The sequence below is a fragment of the Pseudotamlana agarivorans genome (assembly GCF_001642835.1).
Classification (GTDB): domain Bacteria; phylum Bacteroidota; class Bacteroidia; order Flavobacteriales; family Flavobacteriaceae; genus Pseudotamlana; species Pseudotamlana agarivorans.
In genome coordinates this window covers 345891-362855 of sequence record NZ_LXEI01000002.1, presented here as the reverse complement: position 1 = coordinate 362855, position 16965 = coordinate 345891, and the positions used below count along the sequence as shown (strand labels likewise).

Below are 16965 nucleotides of genomic sequence, written 5' to 3'. Positions count from 1 at the left end.
ACAACCTGTCACTTTAAAATTTCCAAGACCAACAAATAAAACGCTCAATGTTTCATTAATAGTTAAATTCACAGTAAATTCACATACTAAACCACTATTTAAGAAAAACTATGAAAAAGCACATCCTATTTCTTGCATACTTCACCTTTTTTCTCACAAACGCTTATACACAGCAAAATAATGAGCAGACTGCTAAACAGCATGACACCCTTCAGCAAAAAAAAGTGGATTTTAGTGTTATGCCATACATGAGTTACAATAGGAATTTAGATTTTATGATAGGTGCCATTCCTATGATGATGTATAAATTGGATGGAGAAGATAAGGTGTCACCTAAATCTTTATCAGGACTTTCAGCGGTTTACACAACAAATGGTTCGTATTTTATAGCTTTTTTTAATAAATGGTATTTTAAGGAAGATTCGTGGCGTGGTAAATTATTTGTTATGACTGGTGACAAAAATTCTCAGTTTTACATGACAGATATTGAGGCTCCTGGCTTTTATGATTACGGTACAAACATTACGGTGGCTAGTGTTGGGGTACAGCGGAAAATAGTTAAAAATTTATATGCAGGTCTAACATATACCTACGCCCATTATGATACCTTATATGAAGATGATGTTCAACCTGAAGACATCACAGAAACAAATGCCTTAGAATTAAACGGTTTATACGATTCTAGAGATGCCGTATACTATCCAACAACAGGTTCTAAAGCGTTACTAAGATATTTATCCTTTCCTACTTGGTTTGGCAACGACGTGAAGGCTCAAAAAATATTGTCAGAATATAACACATATTTCCCAACGAGGAAGGGCAAAGATGTTATTGCCGCACGTTTTGCTGGTCAATTTGGTTTAGGTGATATCGCGTTTCAGCAGCAAGTAACCATTGGCGGAAAAGATATTCGTGGTTACTCTGAAGGTAAATACCGTGGTGATGGTTTAATGGCCATACAAGGCGAGTATCGCTATAATTTTAATGACAAAATGGGGTTGGTTGGTTTTGCTGGTATTGCCACCATGTATGGTTCTGACACCGAAGAATTTGACTGGAAAGCTTATCCAGGTCTAGGTGTAGGGTATCGCTATGCCGCTTTTAAGAAAGTAAAATTTAATATCGGGTTAGATGCAGCTGTAGGTAAAGACGATTGGGGTATCTATTTTAGAATTGGTGAAGCTTTCTAAAATAACGATTTAAAAAATCTTGAGACTCTTAATGTTTCCTTGGAATAAGCAACTGGGATAGTGCTTCGGGGTAACCGCGTTGCAACGTAAACTGTCGAGCCAAAGCGTCTATCTCGACTTTTGAAACACTCTCTAATAAGGCGTTTTCATCACCTTTTTTACCCAAATTCGACATAATCCCAAGGTCTTGAATTTGATGTATTATTTGATTGGCAACAGTTAATGCCGAAGACGCCTTAACAATTTCACTACGGGCATAAGTTTTACAAGGAAAACTCACCTCGCCTACTCTTAAACTTGGATCATCACCAGGAATTTGTTGAGCGCCGAACAATGGTGGTCCGCCCACGGTTGCCGATTCAAAGGCAGGTAAAAAATGGGTTACCGAAGCTATCGCCTTTTCGGTGCGTTCATTAACTTCATTAGTTTCCCAGCCATGTTTTAATTTTTGTGTAATGGCTTTATCAAATTCAGGTTTTATTTCGGCATCTGATTTCACCAAGCCTTTTTCAAATAAAGTAATCGCATTGGTCATGGCATGTATTTGGTAGTAGTGATCGCGATACGGTGTAAGCTGTACCATGCCTCGAGGTGTTCCCCGCTCACCATGGAAAATAAGCTCTGGTATTAAGCCAGTAATGGGTTGCCACTTCGATACATAAGCCGCCTTAAACTCAATTAAACGATCGGCTTTAATGCGTAACGAGGCATCAAAATCTCCTGTCTTAAAACCCGACGAATTCACTAAATAGCGCACCTTAAAAACCTGATCTTTTGTATGGATTTCCCAATTATAGTCAAGATTTTCATGCCTTACATCCTTAATGCTCCTTACATTAGTCTGCATTTTTAAATCGCAATACGTGCTTTTCTCTAAAGCTAACTGAGCCTGTGCTCCTAGCCTAAATAAATTCCAACCATATTCTTGAACTAGAATAACGGGAGTTTTTAATTTACTATAATCAATAAGTTGAAGCGTATTAATCATCCATTGGTCAGCTGATTTTGGCACCGAAACAGTTGGCTGCTTCGCTAAGTCAGCCAAATCAGATTGACTATACACTTTATAATAGGCTTCTGGCTTACCAAGAATGGCATTGGCGTCATCTTCCTCTATAAGGGACTTATAATATGAAACGAGTGCATCCAAACGTTCTGTAAGCTGTGCTATTTCGTATTTTTCAGTTTTAGGTACACTTATAAATGTTGGTCGTTCATCAATAGATTCTGGGAATAAACGTGCCATTTCTATAGATTGCTTCATAAGCAACTTGCATTGTTCTATAGAAATGTCGGGATAAAGATTACCGCCAGCATGTAAATGACAAAAAGGTGGTCCGTTAACCACACTTTTTTCCTGTTCAAACAATACAGAATCTATGTTATGTTTTGCCAATTGTAATGCCGTGACGACTCCCGAAACACCTGCACCGATTATACCAACATTATAAATTTTACTCATAGCTATAACAGGTTTTGCAACTCGGAAAACGCATCGACTACCACAGTAGGATGATAATCTGCAATATTTTCATTGTAATTATAACCATAACTGACGCCTATACTATCCATTTTAGCATTTTGTGCTGCTAGAATATCATTTTTAGAATCGCCAACCATGATGCTATTTTCAACCGTAGTTTGCATGGCCTCTACTAAATGATGAAGTGGCAACGCATGAGGCTTCTTCTCTGGCAAGGAATCTTCACCAACCCAAAGCTCAAAAAACGCTTTAATCTCTAACTTATCTAAAATAGGTTCAATAAATCCATAAGGCTTATTGGTACAAATTGCTAATTTATATCCTTTGCTTTTTAAGTCATTCAAGGTTTCTAGCACCCCAGGATACATAAAAGTATCTTTACAAGTATCTGCTTCATATGCCGCTAAATAAACTTGAAAGGCTTCATCAAGAAAATCCTCTGTAAGTTCTTTTTGTGGCAACCCTTTAGCCAAGGCTCTTTTCACCAAAGACATAGCGCCATTACCAATAAAAGGCGTTACCTCTTCAATGCTTAAGGGCGAAGCTTGATAATGCTTCAACATTTTGTTAACTGCTAAAGTAAGGTCTGGAATACTATTGATGAGGGTGCCATCAAAATCAAATATGATAAGGTTCTTGTTTTTAAAATCCACAGCGCTAATTTTAAGGCAAAGATGCGGAAGTTTTCCTTAAATATTAAGGGATTCAGCCATTTTATAGGGTTAAGTTCTTGTTAAAACAATAGGGATACAACATTTTAAATGACCGTTACATGATAAAAACTTATAAGAATATTATTTTGGTTTATAATATTACACATTGATAATTTTAATTGATAAATGTATCTTTATGCCCTGATACCACGTTTTACTAAAACACCTAACTTAAACCGACTTGAAATACACACCGTTAAGAATTTCTGTATACCTAATCATCGTTTTGTTGATTTTATTAGGATTAACCTTCCTTACAGACTCCAAGCCGTTGCCTAATGGCACCTTTCAGGAAGGCTTTTTTATTGGAGATGTTACCGTGAAGTATCCCAAATCGGACACCTTTCTTCAGAAGGAAGACATATCAGAACCTCAGGTAACCACTATTGACAGCATTGTAACCAATGTAGAAACATTCATTGAAACTAATGAGGTTGAAATAGCAGAAGTTGAAGATCTGCCACCACCACCAAATTTCAGAAAAATAGACACTTCAAAAGTGAAGCGTATTGTCTATCCTGAAAATAAACTTGAATACTTAGAGAAACTAAAAAGTAGCTTAAGCTCAAATCAGTGCCGCATTATCCATTACGGAGATTCCCAATTGGAAGGCGATAGAATTTCAGCTTATTTAAGAAACAGGCTTCAAGGTATTTATGGTGGTACCGGACCAGGCTTTGTACCTATTGTTCAGGTTTATGAGCAAATTAGCAACGAAGTGGCAGCTTCAGAAAATTGGACCCGCCATGCTTATTTCGATAGAAGAGAAAAGCCTTTTGAGCACAAAAAATATGGGGCTTATTCGTCATTTTCAAGATTTACTCAAAGTCATGATAGTATCAATGAAGCTTTGTTAGATTCCTTACCTGTAACTATAGGGAATATTTATATCAGTCAGCCTTCAAAGTCCTATAGCCGATTAAAAACGTTTACCAAAATTGGTTTACACTACGGCAATTCGGTAACACCGACCACCGTAAATGTATATAACAATGGAGAACTTATTAAAACAGATGAACTTATTAATGATGGTGATTATCATGAATATAAAATTAACCTAGCTACAACGCCTACTAATTTAAAAATAGAACTAGCTAGTAAGATTAGTCCGGATTTTTACGGACTTACCTTAGATGGTGATAGCGGAATAAATTTAGATAATGTTGCCATGCGTGGATCGGCGGGTACGATCTTCGCCGGAACAAACGCTGCGAATTTTAATCGCATGTACAAGAAATTGGATCCTAAATTGGTGATTTTTCAATACGGCGGAAACTCGGTACCATACTTTGAAGATTCGCTACATGTGAAGCGCTATGCCGGTTATATTAAAAATCATGTGAATTGGGTAAAACGAAAAACCAACGATGCTAGTATTTTGTTTATAGGCCCTAGTGACATGTCTACTTCTGAAAACGGCAAAATGGTTACCTATCCGCTTTTACCTTACCTAAACACCTGTTTAAAAGATATTATGACTGAAAACGGTGCTGCATATTGGAGTATTTATGATGCTATGGGTGGAAAAAATTCCATGCCCTACTGGGTAGACCAAAAACTTGCAGGAAATGATTACACTCACTTTTCGCCCTCGGGAACTAAAATTATTTCCGAAATATTATTTCTGTCCCTTTACCTAGACCTAACAGATCTTAAATGAAAATAGTCCTTTTAATTTTCTCCCTGTTATTAAGCACGTCGATTTTTGCTCAGCATTATGTGTTGGACAGCATCACACCAAGCTTAGGTCATCTTATAAATTTTGAAGCAAACACATTAAAATTTGCTGATAAATCACCTGCTTTTGATCGTTTTTTCGCAAAATTAGACAGTATTTACTCTGGAAAAAAAGACAAACTACATATCTTTCATATTGGAGGTTCACATATTCAAGGTGATTTTTACTCGAATAAAATGAGAACCTATTTACAAAACATGAACGCCAATAGCACAGGGCAACGAGGTTTTGTTTTTCCGTATCACTTAGCACATACCAACAACCCTTTAAGTTATAGAATATCAACAAATACCGAAAGTAAGTGGCAGGGCTACCGCTGTTCTATTACTTCCGATAGTATTGCTTGGGGTTTGGCAGGTATTACAGGTGCCTTTCGTGATGTTAGCGACACCATAATTGTAAAGGCTAACCACAGAAACTATAATATAGATCGCTATAACTTTAATAAATTACGTGTGTTTTACAACACCTGGAAAGACGATTATAATTTAAATGTTCTGGACAGTACTTTGGTGAGTTCTGATACGATTAATTACGACAAAATGTACCGTGAGTTTCGTTTTAAGACTGCGGTAGACTCTGTCTCTTTTGCACTTCAACTTAAAGACACCACGAACATTCATCCAGAGTTTGCCATGATGGGCATGGAGTTTATGAACAACAATCCTGGTATAGAATACACCTCCATTGGGGTTAATGGGGCGAGCTTTAAACTCTTTGATCGCAGTGCGTATTTTGAAAGGCAATTTGACTTATATCATCCCGATTTGTTTATCATTTCAATAGGAACAAACGATGCCTATATGCCAGAAGACAAGTTTGATGCAGAAAATTTCAGGTATTATTACAAGTCTTTTATAGACATGATACAACGTAAAAACCCCGATTGTGCCATACTGCTTACCGTTCCGAACGATAGCTATTATAAGCGTAAAAAACCCAACCCTAATACCATTACACAAGAACAAATTATTTTAGAAATTGCTCAAGAATACAACATGGCAGTTTGGGATTGCTTTGAAATTATGGGCGGTTTGGGTTCTTCCCAAAAATGGTATAAAAACAATTTAATGCCCAAAGACCGTGTACATTTTACACTTTTTGGATATAGTGTTAAAGCCGATTTAATGTTGGTTGCTATGGTCAAGGCTTGGGCTTCATCAACCGGAAGAAACGCAGAAGAATTACTTAATTATTTTAAACACTTAGATGAATAGGCTTTACGACATTTTTACATTTTCGGAAGAATTTCCGTTAATTTTTACGCAGGTTAATTTCTGGATATTCTTTGCAGTAGCCTATACCCTATTCGCAGTTTTTTATAAAAAAATAAAACAACGAAATGCCTATCTATTTCTAATTTCCTTGTTTTTCTATTATAAAACTAGCGGACTGTTTATTGGTATTTTGATTTTTAGTACCATAGTCGATTTCTTTATTGGAAGAAGTATTTATAACAGTGAAAATAGTAAAAAGCGCTATGCCCTAGTGACCATAAGTGTTATTACAAACCTTAGTGTGTTGTGTTATTTTAAGTACGCTTACTTTTTTACCGATTCGTTTAATATGCTTTTTCATACCGATTACCAAGTGATGAATTGGTTAGCTCAGTTTGGAAACAGTTTTAATGATCAAAATTATTTCACGGTAGATAAAATTATCCTTCCTGTGGGGATTTCCTTTTACACCTTTCAAACCATAAGTTATAGTGTTGATATTTTCCGTAGAAAATTAGTGCCTTTAAAGTCTATATTAGACTTCGGGTTTTACGTAAGTTTCTTTCCGCAGCTTGTAGCAGGTCCTATTGTACGAGCTGAAAATTTTGTACCTCAAATCTCTGCACCTACGGTTTTAACCAAATCAGACTTCGACAAAGGCACATTCATGATTCTAAAAGGGCTCATAAAAAAAATGATTTTTGCCGATTTTATAGCCATGCAATTCCTGGATCGTGTTTTCGATACCCCCGATATGTTTTCCGGTTTTGCCAATGTGATGGCTATGTTTGGATACTCTTTACAAATTTATGGCGATTTCTCAGGTTACACCGATATTGCTATTGGGCTAGCCTTACTCATGGGATTTAAACTCCCTGTTAACTTTAATTCACCTTATAAAGCCATTAATACTGGTGATTTCTGGAGGCGTTGGCACATTTCGTTATCCACATGGCTACGCGATTACTTATACATCCCTTTAGGAGGAAATAGAAAGGGTTCTGTGGGATCCTACATAATCCTATCGATCATTATTTTAGGAACTTTATATGCTTATCAAAATTTACTGGTAGTATTTATCACCTTAGGGATTTGTTTAACCATTTTTATTCTGGCACAGTATAACAAAACTGTAGAAAATAATATTAATACCAACATTAACCTGATGCTTACCATGCTTATTGGCGGTTTATGGCACGGGGCTTCTTGGAAGTTTGTTATCTGGGGTGGATTAAACGGACTAGGCATTGTGGTTTACAAATACTGGCGTAAAATTAGTCCGTATGAAAACTACAACCAATGGTACGTGCGTTGGTGGAAAATTTTAATTACTCTAATATTTATAACGTTTACACGGATTTACTTTAGAGGAGAAAGCATGGATCATATTGCAAAGTGGTACAACCAAGTGGCGTATCACATGGACTGGCACTATGCTTGGCACGTCTTGGCAAGTTACAAATCTGTTTTTATTGTGATGCTTATAGGGTACATTACACATTGGTTACCATCTTCGACTAAAAACCACATTGAAAATCTATACGCGAACAGCCCTATTTATGTAAAAGCTGTAGCGTCTGTTATCGTAGGTGTTATTTGTTATCAAGCCTTTTCAACCGATTTCCAACCATTTATATATTTTCAGTTTTAATAGAATCAATAAGTTAATTGATATTTTGAAGCATAAACAAAGAAGAACACCTACTAAAATAGTATTAGAATTCTAGATTCTTTTTCCTTGAATACACATCTTTTGGCATGGATAAGTTTGGACAAAATATTCCTGTAGCGATCATTTATAAAGCCATTGAGTTATCTAACGATTATTATTCTACCAAATACCCTCCCATAAACTTTGCTCCAAGACATATAAACACACCAAATCCAATCCAAAAAAATAGAAAAGCAAGTATGTTTTTATTCCAACGTTCATTTTTTGAAAGTGACTTATATTCCTTCTCTATATGCCATTGATGAATTGCTTTTTTTATTTTTTTTTCTAAAAAAAACTGAAATGGCAACATTATTATTCCTAACCCAATGAAGGTCGGCAAGAAAGATGTAAACTTAAAATCTAAAGAACCTAATATCCAACAATACATGCCAGCCATTATAAAACTAAAAGGAGTTGTAAAAATATGCATAGTTGCTGGAATAATTCTTTCAGGATTTTTTTTATTAACCCAACGTTTAGCAAAACTATAGTTCGCTAACAATAAGTTTTTAAATGAAATTCTAAACATTTAATCTTTATAGATATTTGATGTTGTTTTAAATTTTGGAGCTACGTAAGGATGATCTTTTTTTCTTTTTTTTTGCATTCTAACGTTATGCCTATTCAATTAAATATCCCCCAACATATGTGACGCCCAAATAGAAAAACAAGAAAAAAGCTACCCAAAAAAACAAGAAAGCAAGAATGTTTTTATTCAAACGTTCATTTTTAGAGAGGGTATTAAATTCCTTTTCAATTCCCCATTTAAAAATTACTTTTTTAGCCCTTTTCTCTATATAAAATTGTAAAGGTAACATGACTCCCCCTAACCCTATTAAAATAGGTAAATGCGTCTCAAACCTATAACTAATTGTACCTATAATTACAAAATATAATCCCGCTCCAATAAAAGCGAACGGTGTTGCAAAAAAGTGTAATGTAGAAGGAATAATTCGTTCAGGCATTTTTTTATTTACAAGCCATTTTGCTGCACAATAATCTGCAAGCAACAAACGTCTAAAACAAAATTTATACATTAATATTTAAATTTATAACAACGCAAATATTAAATAGCTTAACTATTTAATTTTCTCTAGTAGGAATATTAAGTTTAACCGATTACTCACAAATAAATCTACATCGAACTTATAGCAATATTTGCTAGCCAAAATTGAAATATAAACGCACCCCAAAAAAAGATAAAAGCAGTTACTATTTTATTTATGCGTTCATTTTTAGTCAAAAATTTATAATCCTTTTCAATTCCCCATTCATGAATACCGTTTTTAGCAATTTTTCCAGAAAAATAATAAACAGGACTAATAAATAATAATACACCTACAACACACACTATAGGACTTTTAACGGTATTCAGTATACGCTCTAATATATACATACAAAATATTCCTGTAGCTATAAAGGTAAAAGGAAAAGAGAAAGTCAATATAGTTGATGGAACCAAATTTTGAGGCATTTTTTTATTTACAAGCCATTTTGAGGTACAGTAAAACGCCAGCAATAATGGTTTAAATATAGTTTTGGTCATAATTAAAACCTCATTTATAAAGTCATGGAGGTATCTAACGATTATCATTCTATCAAATATCCTCCCATAAACTTTGCTCCAAGACATATAAACACACCAAATCCAATCCAAAAAAACAGAAAAGCAAGTGTGTTTTTATTCAAACGTTCATTTTTTGAAAGTGTCTTATATTCCTTCTCTATGTGCCATTGATGAATGGCTTTTTTTACTGGTTTTTGTAATCCAAACCCAAAAACAAAGGCTATTAGAACTAAAACAAGCTCAGGATATTTAATTTTATAAACAATACTACCTAATATAACACATGCTAAACCTGAGGTAATAAAAGTAAAAGGTGATATAAAAATATGTATAGTTGCTGGAATAATTCTTTCAGGCATTTTCTTGTTTACCCAACGTTTAGCAAAACTGTAGTTCGCTAATAATAAGTTTTTAAATAAAATTTTAAACATTTAATCTTTATAGTTATTTGATGGTACTGTTAATTTAGGAGCAACGTAAGTATGGTCTTTTTTAACTTCATTAAACAAAGGAGTTCTTCGTGTTCGAAAATTATGTATCGGCTTTTTATCCCAAAAAGCAGAATTTCTACCAAATTGCTCGTCTATGCCCTCACTTATATCAAAAGCATAATCTAAAAGTCCGTAAATAGCGATGCCAATAACTACAGCCGGTGCTCCAAAAGTGGCTGCAACTACTCCTACAACTAAAAAAGCTCCATCTACAACAGTATGTGCGTCCCAAGTATCAGTTTTATATTCATAACCTATGGTTCCTATGGTCAAGGCATTCCCTAAAGACCCTAAAAACTTACCTTTTTTAGCAATCCTCTCTGCCCCTTGAAATATTTTACCCGCTTTTGCCGGTTTTCCCACTTTTTTGGTAACCTTTGATATTTTATAAGCGTAACTACGTTTAAATTCTTTTGGAATTCTGTTATAAAGTTCGGTAAGATTATCTAACCCGCCTGTATGCTTTTTTGTAGCACCATAAGCCTGAGAAGCTAAATTCATCCAATCGTGTTCTTCTTTACTGATATAATCATCTTCCAGCTGTATAGAGATATCATGCCCATATAATACTTTATTCTGTTCTTGATACGATTTTAAATGCTCTGTAGAAGTAAATGTTGCATAGTTACTTCCGTGACTGATAGTCACCGAAAATGCGCGTTGTCTACTCAAAGAAGTCGTTTTAAAATCGACACAAGCATCATTAGGAACAAGCACCCATTTATCACCAACAAAAACCTCCTTGTGTGATAATAGAGTACTTGAATATCTAATGTATTTCGTAAAATCAGGTGGTTCAGGAGTTTTCTTTTGATTCTTTAATTGCTCTTTTGCTATTTCACTTAAAAGAAAATTAATTTCATGATTTCTAGAATTCAAAAGAAACTCAAGGTGCTTACCAAAGCCTGTACAACTAAAACCGCTCTTATTATCACTTAAACTAAGTTCTAAAGCATAATCAGCTTGACTTTGTACTAAGTCTTTTAGTTTTTGTAGGTTTCCGTTTTCCATAAAGCAAAATATAAATCAATTAAGCTACAATATCATAATACATTTTTGTCTTATTTAATAGGCCAATTATTGGAAAAAGTAGTTCCTTTTATAGTAATTTCATGAGCCGAAATCATCAATAGGGTTTGCATAGGCTCAGTATCATGCGCATTGAAATGTTCATGATAACGCAAACAATAAGCGTTTTTAAACTCTATTTTTTTTAGGCTTGCCATATTTTCTCGTTTGTAAAAAGTAATGGTACCGTTTTTTACCATTTCTGGCGAAATCGCCCAATCCATAAAATCGGTTTTAGAGGTCGATTCTACAAGTAATTGTATTTGTCCGCCACGCGGATTTTCAGCTGGACGACCATTATAATCGGCTTGCTGAGAAAATTCGAATGCACAATCTAGCACATTCATTTCATCGCCTTCAATGCTCAATTTAGATAAAAATGACATAACTATTGGTATTAAATTATTGTTTGAGTTTAAGCTTCAACACGTTGAACTACGATACTATTTTCCTCCCGAATGCCATTCCATTCAATGGACTTATTAGCATCAATATGTCGCAAAGCACGCCACCATCGTGGCTTAAAATAAAAGATCCAAGCCGAAGCCTCGCCTTCACTATCTGTGATTTCAATTTTACGTTCGGGGTGCAAAGCATTATAATCGTCAACAAAAAAATAAAACAACTTACCAAACTCCATCTGCTCTGGTGCTTTTACTTTAAAACGACTTAATTCTTTATCTCCGCTTTTCTTTTTAAATTCTAAGGATATCACCAGTGGGTTACTCAGCTCTGACGAAGTAGGCTCTTTAATTTCTTGACGTATTGGGAATAACCATTTTTTATAAACCTGAACCGGAATAGCCATCGCATATTCGAACGTTTTTAGAACCAAAAGCGGCGTGATAAAAACAAGTCCGGCTGTCATGTAAATGCTAACAAATTCTGGTCTAAATCGACTAACAACCTGAATAAAAACGAATAGAGCTATACCTAGGAAAACGAGAGTCAACATAAACTCATTTAAAAACTCTAGCTTTTGTCCAATCACGGATTTAAAAGTGTTACGCAATGTAAACACATGAATGATTCCTAAAATAAAAAAGATGAGCTCAATAGCCATAAAAGCCTGGGTAGGCGAATTATTTAAAACTTTATCGTAAGCTAAAAATCCTGTAAGTGCAAAAAGAAGCGCTAAAACTACCGCATAAATTAATGCTTTGAGTTTGTTCTTAGAAAAAATGGTTCTCACTTCTTTAACCAAGACCATAAGTACAGAACTTATTAAAAGTAATATTAAACTAATCTTAAAAACATCACTGTGAGCGAAACTTGTCATCATAATTATCATTTTTAAACTCTGGTAGCCATTCCCAAATAAGCATCATATGCGCTTCCCAGAATAAAGTCATCGGCTTCTTTAACCTGAATTTCAGTTTTGATATGGTACTCAAAAGGGATAAAAAACTTGTAAAACACTTGCAGAAAACGCGTAAAACCTTGACTTCCTAGAATTGAAGCTAGATGACTATTAGATTGAGGCTGTACTTTAATATGTAAGGTAGGTTGTTGAATAGTTAAAGAATCTTGTTGTAAGACAAAATTAACGCCTAATTTATTTTCTGAAGGTTGATCAATAAGCAACTCAAGGGATTCAAAACCTTTTTTATAATTAATATCAACACATAAAATTTTCTTTAAGCTAAGAAAAGTGAGCTCTAAATTTCCTGAAATCTGATGGGTGTACGGCAGTAATCGTAGTAATTTAACCGCTAAATCTTTGGGTATTGATGGATCAATTTTCCAAAAATTCAACAAAAATGGGTCCTTTAAATTACTAAAATCACGTATGGTTTTGTCTTGTTTTTGCTCTGCCTCAACACGGCTCCTAAAAAAAGCATCTTCCAGCGGAGCAAACAAAGACCGTGCTTGCCGCTCTTCCTCCTTTTGAAGCTTATTTAGCTCCTTATAGGACGACGTTTTGCCCTTTGATTCCACACTGTGAAACACGCCTTCAGGCAGTAAATCATAAATCCCATGTCGAGACAAATCCAGCTTCAATAACTCTTGATCTCCTCCATGACTATCGATTGATACATTTATGATGTCATTTCGGTAAGACCGATTAAAATCACTCTGGTTTGAAACCAAAATGTGATCTGATGTGACGGTAGTTTTATCTTCAATTTCAGCAACCAACACTTCCGCTTTTACATTGTAGTGAATATCTTTGAGTTCGTTATGTATGGCTTGTAGGTCCTTTTTCATGACATGACATTTCGCTAGCGCGCTCAGTTATTGTAAATCATTTCGTTTACCCCCGGCTACATAACGTTTCTCCCAAAACGGCTCGGTAATGTCACAAATTTTAACACCTGCAATACCACTTTTACCCTTATAGGATGTAGCGTTAACAAACTTATTATTCATCAAGTAGACACCCACGTGACTTATCGTTTGTTCGCCTTCCCTATTGAAAAACAACAAATCGCCTTCTTCTAAAAACTCTTTACCTCTAAATTTACTAATGTATTCAGATTCAAATTGCTTATGTGCCGTGCGCTCGATATACTTTTCAAAAACAACCATATACAAAAGCTGTGAGAATGACGAGCAATCAATGCCATCTTTGGTTTCGCCTCCAAGAAGATATTTGGTATCCTTCCACTCATCAATAAATTGGTATAATTTTACATTTTGCAATGAATCAGGAACTGTATTGAGAATTTTGGCATATTCAATTTGAACAGGCAAGAAGGTCTTTTCTGGAATAATAGGTTTGTAAGTCACCACAATATCATCATTATTCTTAGTGGTTTTGGAACTCTTACAGCTTAACGGAAGGTATAAAAACAAAATACCAACAATTAATTTAGCAAATACTCTTATCATCTATATTATTGTAAACATCATGTAATTAAACTTATCAAAATCAAGAAATATTAAATTTTATAATTTATTTCCTATGATTTATTTAAGTTTTTTCTTACTAATTTTGCCAAATTTACAATATTTTAATAAATCAACCTTATTTTTTTGTAGTAATTTTTCTATGAAAATTTAGAATTAAAAGAGTGAACAGATTTACTATAAGACCATTCAAAGTATATTAAGATGTTTTGTATGCTGCAGTACGTAAACCCAAAACGATGATGCCCTGTAGAAATAAAAAAATCTTGAAACTAAGCTGTTCAAGATTTGAGTATTGGGTACAAAAAAAGGCAAGCTACCTACATCACACCGCTACGACCATTTACCTTTGCTTCGTTCCCGACCTGGAGGATTCAACAGGAGCTGGTTGTGTAGGACTTGCCGGCTGCAAATATACAACCTTTTAAAAATATCACAATGATTTTTCAAACTGATTTTAAATAAATATCTTGCCTTAAATTACATAATTAAGATGACAAGACTTAAGCAATTCACAATCACAATTTTAACAGCCACTTTAATCGCTTGTGGATCTAATGGAAATCATAAAAAAAGTGATTTTTCAATCATCACGAATGCGTTAAAAGGGAATATCTCGAATCAAAAAACGCTAAAATTAGATTTAGAAAACAAAAAAGGTCACACTATAGACTCGGTTTCTTATAAATTAGATGGTATTTCTGTTCCTGAAAGCTTTAGCTTAGAAAACAAGAAATTAGGTAAACATACTATTGAAGCCTCTGTATATTTTAATGGTGAAAAGCAAACAACAACTTCGGTAGTTACTATTTTAAATCATGAGTTACCTAAGGTTTACACCTATAAAATAATTAATGAGTATCCTCATGATATCACCTCTTATACCCAAGGTTTAGAGTTCTATAATGACACGCTTTACGAAAGCACCGGTCAATATGAGGAATCGAAACTTAGAAAAGTAGATTATAAAACTGGAGAGGTTATAAAAAACACCGATTTAGATCCCGCCTATTTTGGTGAAGGTCTTACCATTTTAAATGACAAAATTTATCAGCTTACTTGGCAAAAAGGTACTGGTTTCGTTTATGATGTGAATAGTTTTGAAAAATTAAGCACTTTTAAATACGGAAACAGTAAAGAAGGATGGGGTTTATGCCATGTTGATCAAACCATTTATAAAAGTGATGGTACTGAAAATATTTGGATTTTAGATCCTGAAACTCTAGTGGAAGAAGATCACATACAAGTATACACCAACAAAGGGAAAATAATAGGTATCAATGAAATGGAATGGATTGAAGGGAACATTTACGCAAATAGATACCAAAAAGATGGCGTGGCTATTATAAACCCTAAAAATGGTGCTGTTATTGCGGTGGTCGATTTCACACCTCTTAAAAACTTAGTAACTCAACATGAAGGTTTAGATGTGTTAAACGGCATTGCTTATAACCCAAAAAGCAAAACCATTTTTGTTACAGGAAAACGCTGGGACAAACTCTTTGAAATTGAAATTGTGAAAGAATAATATTCCGCTTAGGGTGTTTTTTCGTCATTTTACTACAAAATAATTAGGGTTTACAGAACGATATCTTTTATATTTGTTTCAATACATTAAACCCTCTTTTTATGGATAATTTAGATGCCGCAAGACTGCAAATGGCATTTACCCTTATTTTTCACATTGTATTTGCTTGTGTTGGTATGGTTATGCCTTTTTTTATGATTGTAGCCCATAAAAAATGGTTAAATACTAAAGATGTTATCTACTTAAAACTTACCAAGTCTTGGCAAAAAGGTGTTGCTATTTTCTTTGTGGTTGGAGCTGTTTCTGGTACTGCCCTATCCTTTGAACTGGGTTTACTCTGGCCGGAATTTATGAAATATGCTGGCCCCATAATCGGGATGCCTTTTTCATTAGAAGGTGCTGCATTTTTCGTTGAAGCGATCGCCTTAGGGTTTTATTTATATGGCTGGGATAAAATTCCTGAAAAATTTCATTGGTTTACAGGGGTTATCGTTGGAGTATCGGGAGTTGCTTCGGGGATTCTCGTCGTTTCAGCTAATGGCTGGATGAACGCCCCTTCAGGCTTTGATTATATTAACGGCGAATTTGTTAATATTGATCCGATTAAAGCCTTACTCAACCCTGCTTGGTTTACTCAAGCTTTACACATGACTTTAGCTGCATTCACCGCTACGGGATTTGCCGTTGCAGGCATTCATGCTTACCAAATCTACAAACATCGTCATGTGGAGTTACATAAAAAAGCATTCAAAATTGCCATTACCTTTGGCGCCGTAGCCGCTATTTTACAACCTATTAGTGGCGATTTATCTGCCAAAGACATTGCGAAACGCCAACCAATAAAATTGGCTGCCATGGAAGCGCATTATGAAACTCAAAAGGGAGCCCCCCTTTATATTGGTGGTATTGTAAATGGAGAAACTCGAGAAGTTACACATAAAATAGAAATCCCAAAAGCCTTATCTTTTTTAGCTTTTGGCGATTTTGATGCCGAAGTAAAAGGCTTAAACGATTTTCCTAAAGATGTGCAACCCAACGTACCTATTGTGCATTATGCATTTCAAACTATGGTCGGCTTAGGAACTTTGCTTTTAATTTTCGGACTCGTTTTTTTTGTGAGTCTTGTGAAAAAATCATGGTGGACAAAACGAAAATTCTGGTTAATCTTTGCGCTTCTAGCCCCTTTAGGCTTCATAGCTTTAGAGGCCGGTTGGATTGTAACTGAAGTCGGCAGGCAGCCTTGGATTATTCACAACATCATGAAAACTAAAGATGCCGTAACACCTATGCCTGGTATGATATATAGCTTTTACATGTATATGGGACTTTATGCCATATTAACTCTTGCAGTAACCTGGCTTATGATGCGTCAAATAAAATCACTTAACCACCCAAACTTGAATTAA

At 34.8% G+C, this 16965-nt stretch carries 17 protein-coding genes and 1 other RNA gene; 6 read left to right on the top strand and 12 right to left on the bottom strand.

The annotated features are described in order from the left end of the window. Positions 1-110: 110 nt before the first annotated feature. Positions 111-1190 (top strand): BamA/TamA family outer membrane protein, encoded by a 1080-nt coding sequence (locus A6I66_RS04935; RefSeq protein ID WP_067146204.1) that lies wholly within the window; start codon positions 111-113, stop codon positions 1188-1190. A gap of 28 nt (positions 1191-1218) precedes the next feature. Here A6I66_RS04935 and A6I66_RS04930 read toward each other — a convergent pair whose 3' ends face one another. Both A6I66_RS04930 and A6I66_RS04925 read right to left on the bottom strand, forming a co-directional pair. Then, the gene (locus A6I66_RS04930) at positions 1219-2652 is read right to left on the bottom strand and encodes an FAD-dependent oxidoreductase (RefSeq protein ID WP_067146202.1); all 1434 of its coding nucleotides are present in this window, start codon (positions 2650-2652) and stop codon (positions 1219-1221) included. A 2-nt stretch (positions 2653-2654) separates the two neighbouring features. Beyond that, positions 2655-3326, bottom strand: coding sequence for a phosphoglycolate phosphatase (locus A6I66_RS04925; protein WP_067146200.1), 672 nt, complete (start codon positions 3324-3326; stop codon positions 2655-2657). A gap of 241 nt (positions 3327-3567) precedes the next feature. Between A6I66_RS04925 and A6I66_RS04920 the strand changes: the two genes are divergently transcribed. The 3 genes from A6I66_RS04920 to A6I66_RS04910 are packed head-to-tail and all read left to right on the top strand — an operon-like array spanning position 3568 to position 7992. After that, positions 3568-5046, top strand: coding sequence for an SGNH/GDSL hydrolase family protein (locus A6I66_RS04920; RefSeq protein ID WP_067146198.1), 1479 nt, complete (start codon positions 3568-3570; stop codon positions 5044-5046). Then, the gene (locus A6I66_RS04915) at positions 5043-6341 is read left to right on the top strand and encodes a GDSL-type esterase/lipase family protein (protein WP_067146196.1); all 1299 of its coding nucleotides are present in this window, start codon (positions 5043-5045) and stop codon (positions 6339-6341) included. Before A6I66_RS04920 ends, A6I66_RS04915 begins: the two co-directional genes overlap by 4 nt. Beyond that, positions 6334-7992, top strand: coding sequence for an MBOAT family O-acyltransferase (locus A6I66_RS04910; RefSeq protein WP_067146194.1), 1659 nt, complete (start codon positions 6334-6336; stop codon positions 7990-7992). The genes A6I66_RS04915 and A6I66_RS04910 overlap by 8 nt, the downstream gene beginning before the upstream one ends. Before the next feature lie 175 nt (positions 7993-8167). On the opposite strand, the gene A6I66_RS04905 is transcribed toward A6I66_RS04910, so the two are convergent. The 10 genes from A6I66_RS04905 to ffs all read right to left on the bottom strand — a co-directional run bounded on the left by A6I66_RS04905 (position 8168) and on the right by ffs (position 14436). Continuing rightward, entirely contained in the window at positions 8168-8584 is a 417-nt protein-coding gene (locus A6I66_RS04905) for a hypothetical protein (RefSeq protein WP_067146191.1), read from the bottom strand. A gap of 91 nt (positions 8585-8675) precedes the next feature. Beyond that, complete coding sequence (locus A6I66_RS04900) at positions 8676-9092, bottom strand: hypothetical protein (protein WP_067146189.1); 417 nt, start codon at positions 9090-9092, stop codon at positions 8676-8678. A gap of 98 nt (positions 9093-9190) precedes the next feature. Further along, positions 9191-9601: a hypothetical protein gene (locus A6I66_RS04895; protein WP_157614085.1), complete on the bottom strand. Its 411-nt coding sequence runs from the start codon at positions 9599-9601 to the stop codon at positions 9191-9193. Positions 9602-9645: 44 nt separating this feature from the next. Continuing rightward, entirely contained in the window at positions 9646-10053 is a 408-nt protein-coding gene (locus A6I66_RS04890) for a hypothetical protein (protein WP_067146185.1), read from the bottom strand. Further along, complete coding sequence (locus tag A6I66_RS04885; RefSeq protein WP_067146183.1) at positions 10054-11124, bottom strand: hypothetical protein; 1071 nt, start codon at positions 11122-11124, stop codon at positions 10054-10056. A gap of 50 nt (positions 11125-11174) precedes the next feature. Beyond that, entirely contained in the window at positions 11175-11567 is a 393-nt protein-coding gene (gene tssD / locus A6I66_RS04880) for a type VI secretion system tube protein TssD (RefSeq protein WP_067146181.1), read from the bottom strand. A gap of 29 nt (positions 11568-11596) precedes the next feature. Next, entirely contained in the window at positions 11597-12463 is an 867-nt protein-coding gene (locus A6I66_RS04875; protein WP_157614083.1) for a TssN family type VI secretion system protein, read from the bottom strand. Between the two features lie 11 nt (positions 12464-12474). Continuing rightward, entirely contained in the window at positions 12475-13389 is a 915-nt protein-coding gene (locus tag A6I66_RS04870) for a hypothetical protein (RefSeq protein WP_067146179.1), read from the bottom strand. A 27-nt stretch (positions 13390-13416) separates the two neighbouring features. Then, a complete protein-coding gene (locus A6I66_RS04865) occupies positions 13417-14013 on the bottom strand; it encodes a C40 family peptidase (protein WP_067146177.1) in 597 nt (198 codons plus the stop codon). 324 nt (positions 14014-14337) lie between these two features. Then, positions 14338-14436, bottom strand: an RNA gene (gene ffs / locus A6I66_RS04860) — signal recognition particle sRNA small type. A gap of 88 nt (positions 14437-14524) precedes the next feature. On the opposite strand from ffs, the gene A6I66_RS04855 reads away from it, so the two are divergent. Further along, positions 14525-15559: a glutaminyl-peptide cyclotransferase gene (locus tag A6I66_RS04855; protein ID WP_067146175.1), complete on the top strand. Its 1035-nt coding sequence runs from the start codon at positions 14525-14527 to the stop codon at positions 15557-15559. A 101-nt stretch (positions 15560-15660) separates the two neighbouring features. After that, positions 15661-16965 carry a cytochrome ubiquinol oxidase subunit I gene (locus A6I66_RS04850; protein WP_067146173.1) on the top strand — a complete coding sequence of 435 codons (1305 nt, stop codon included), beginning with the start codon at positions 15661-15663 and terminating at the stop codon, positions 16963-16965.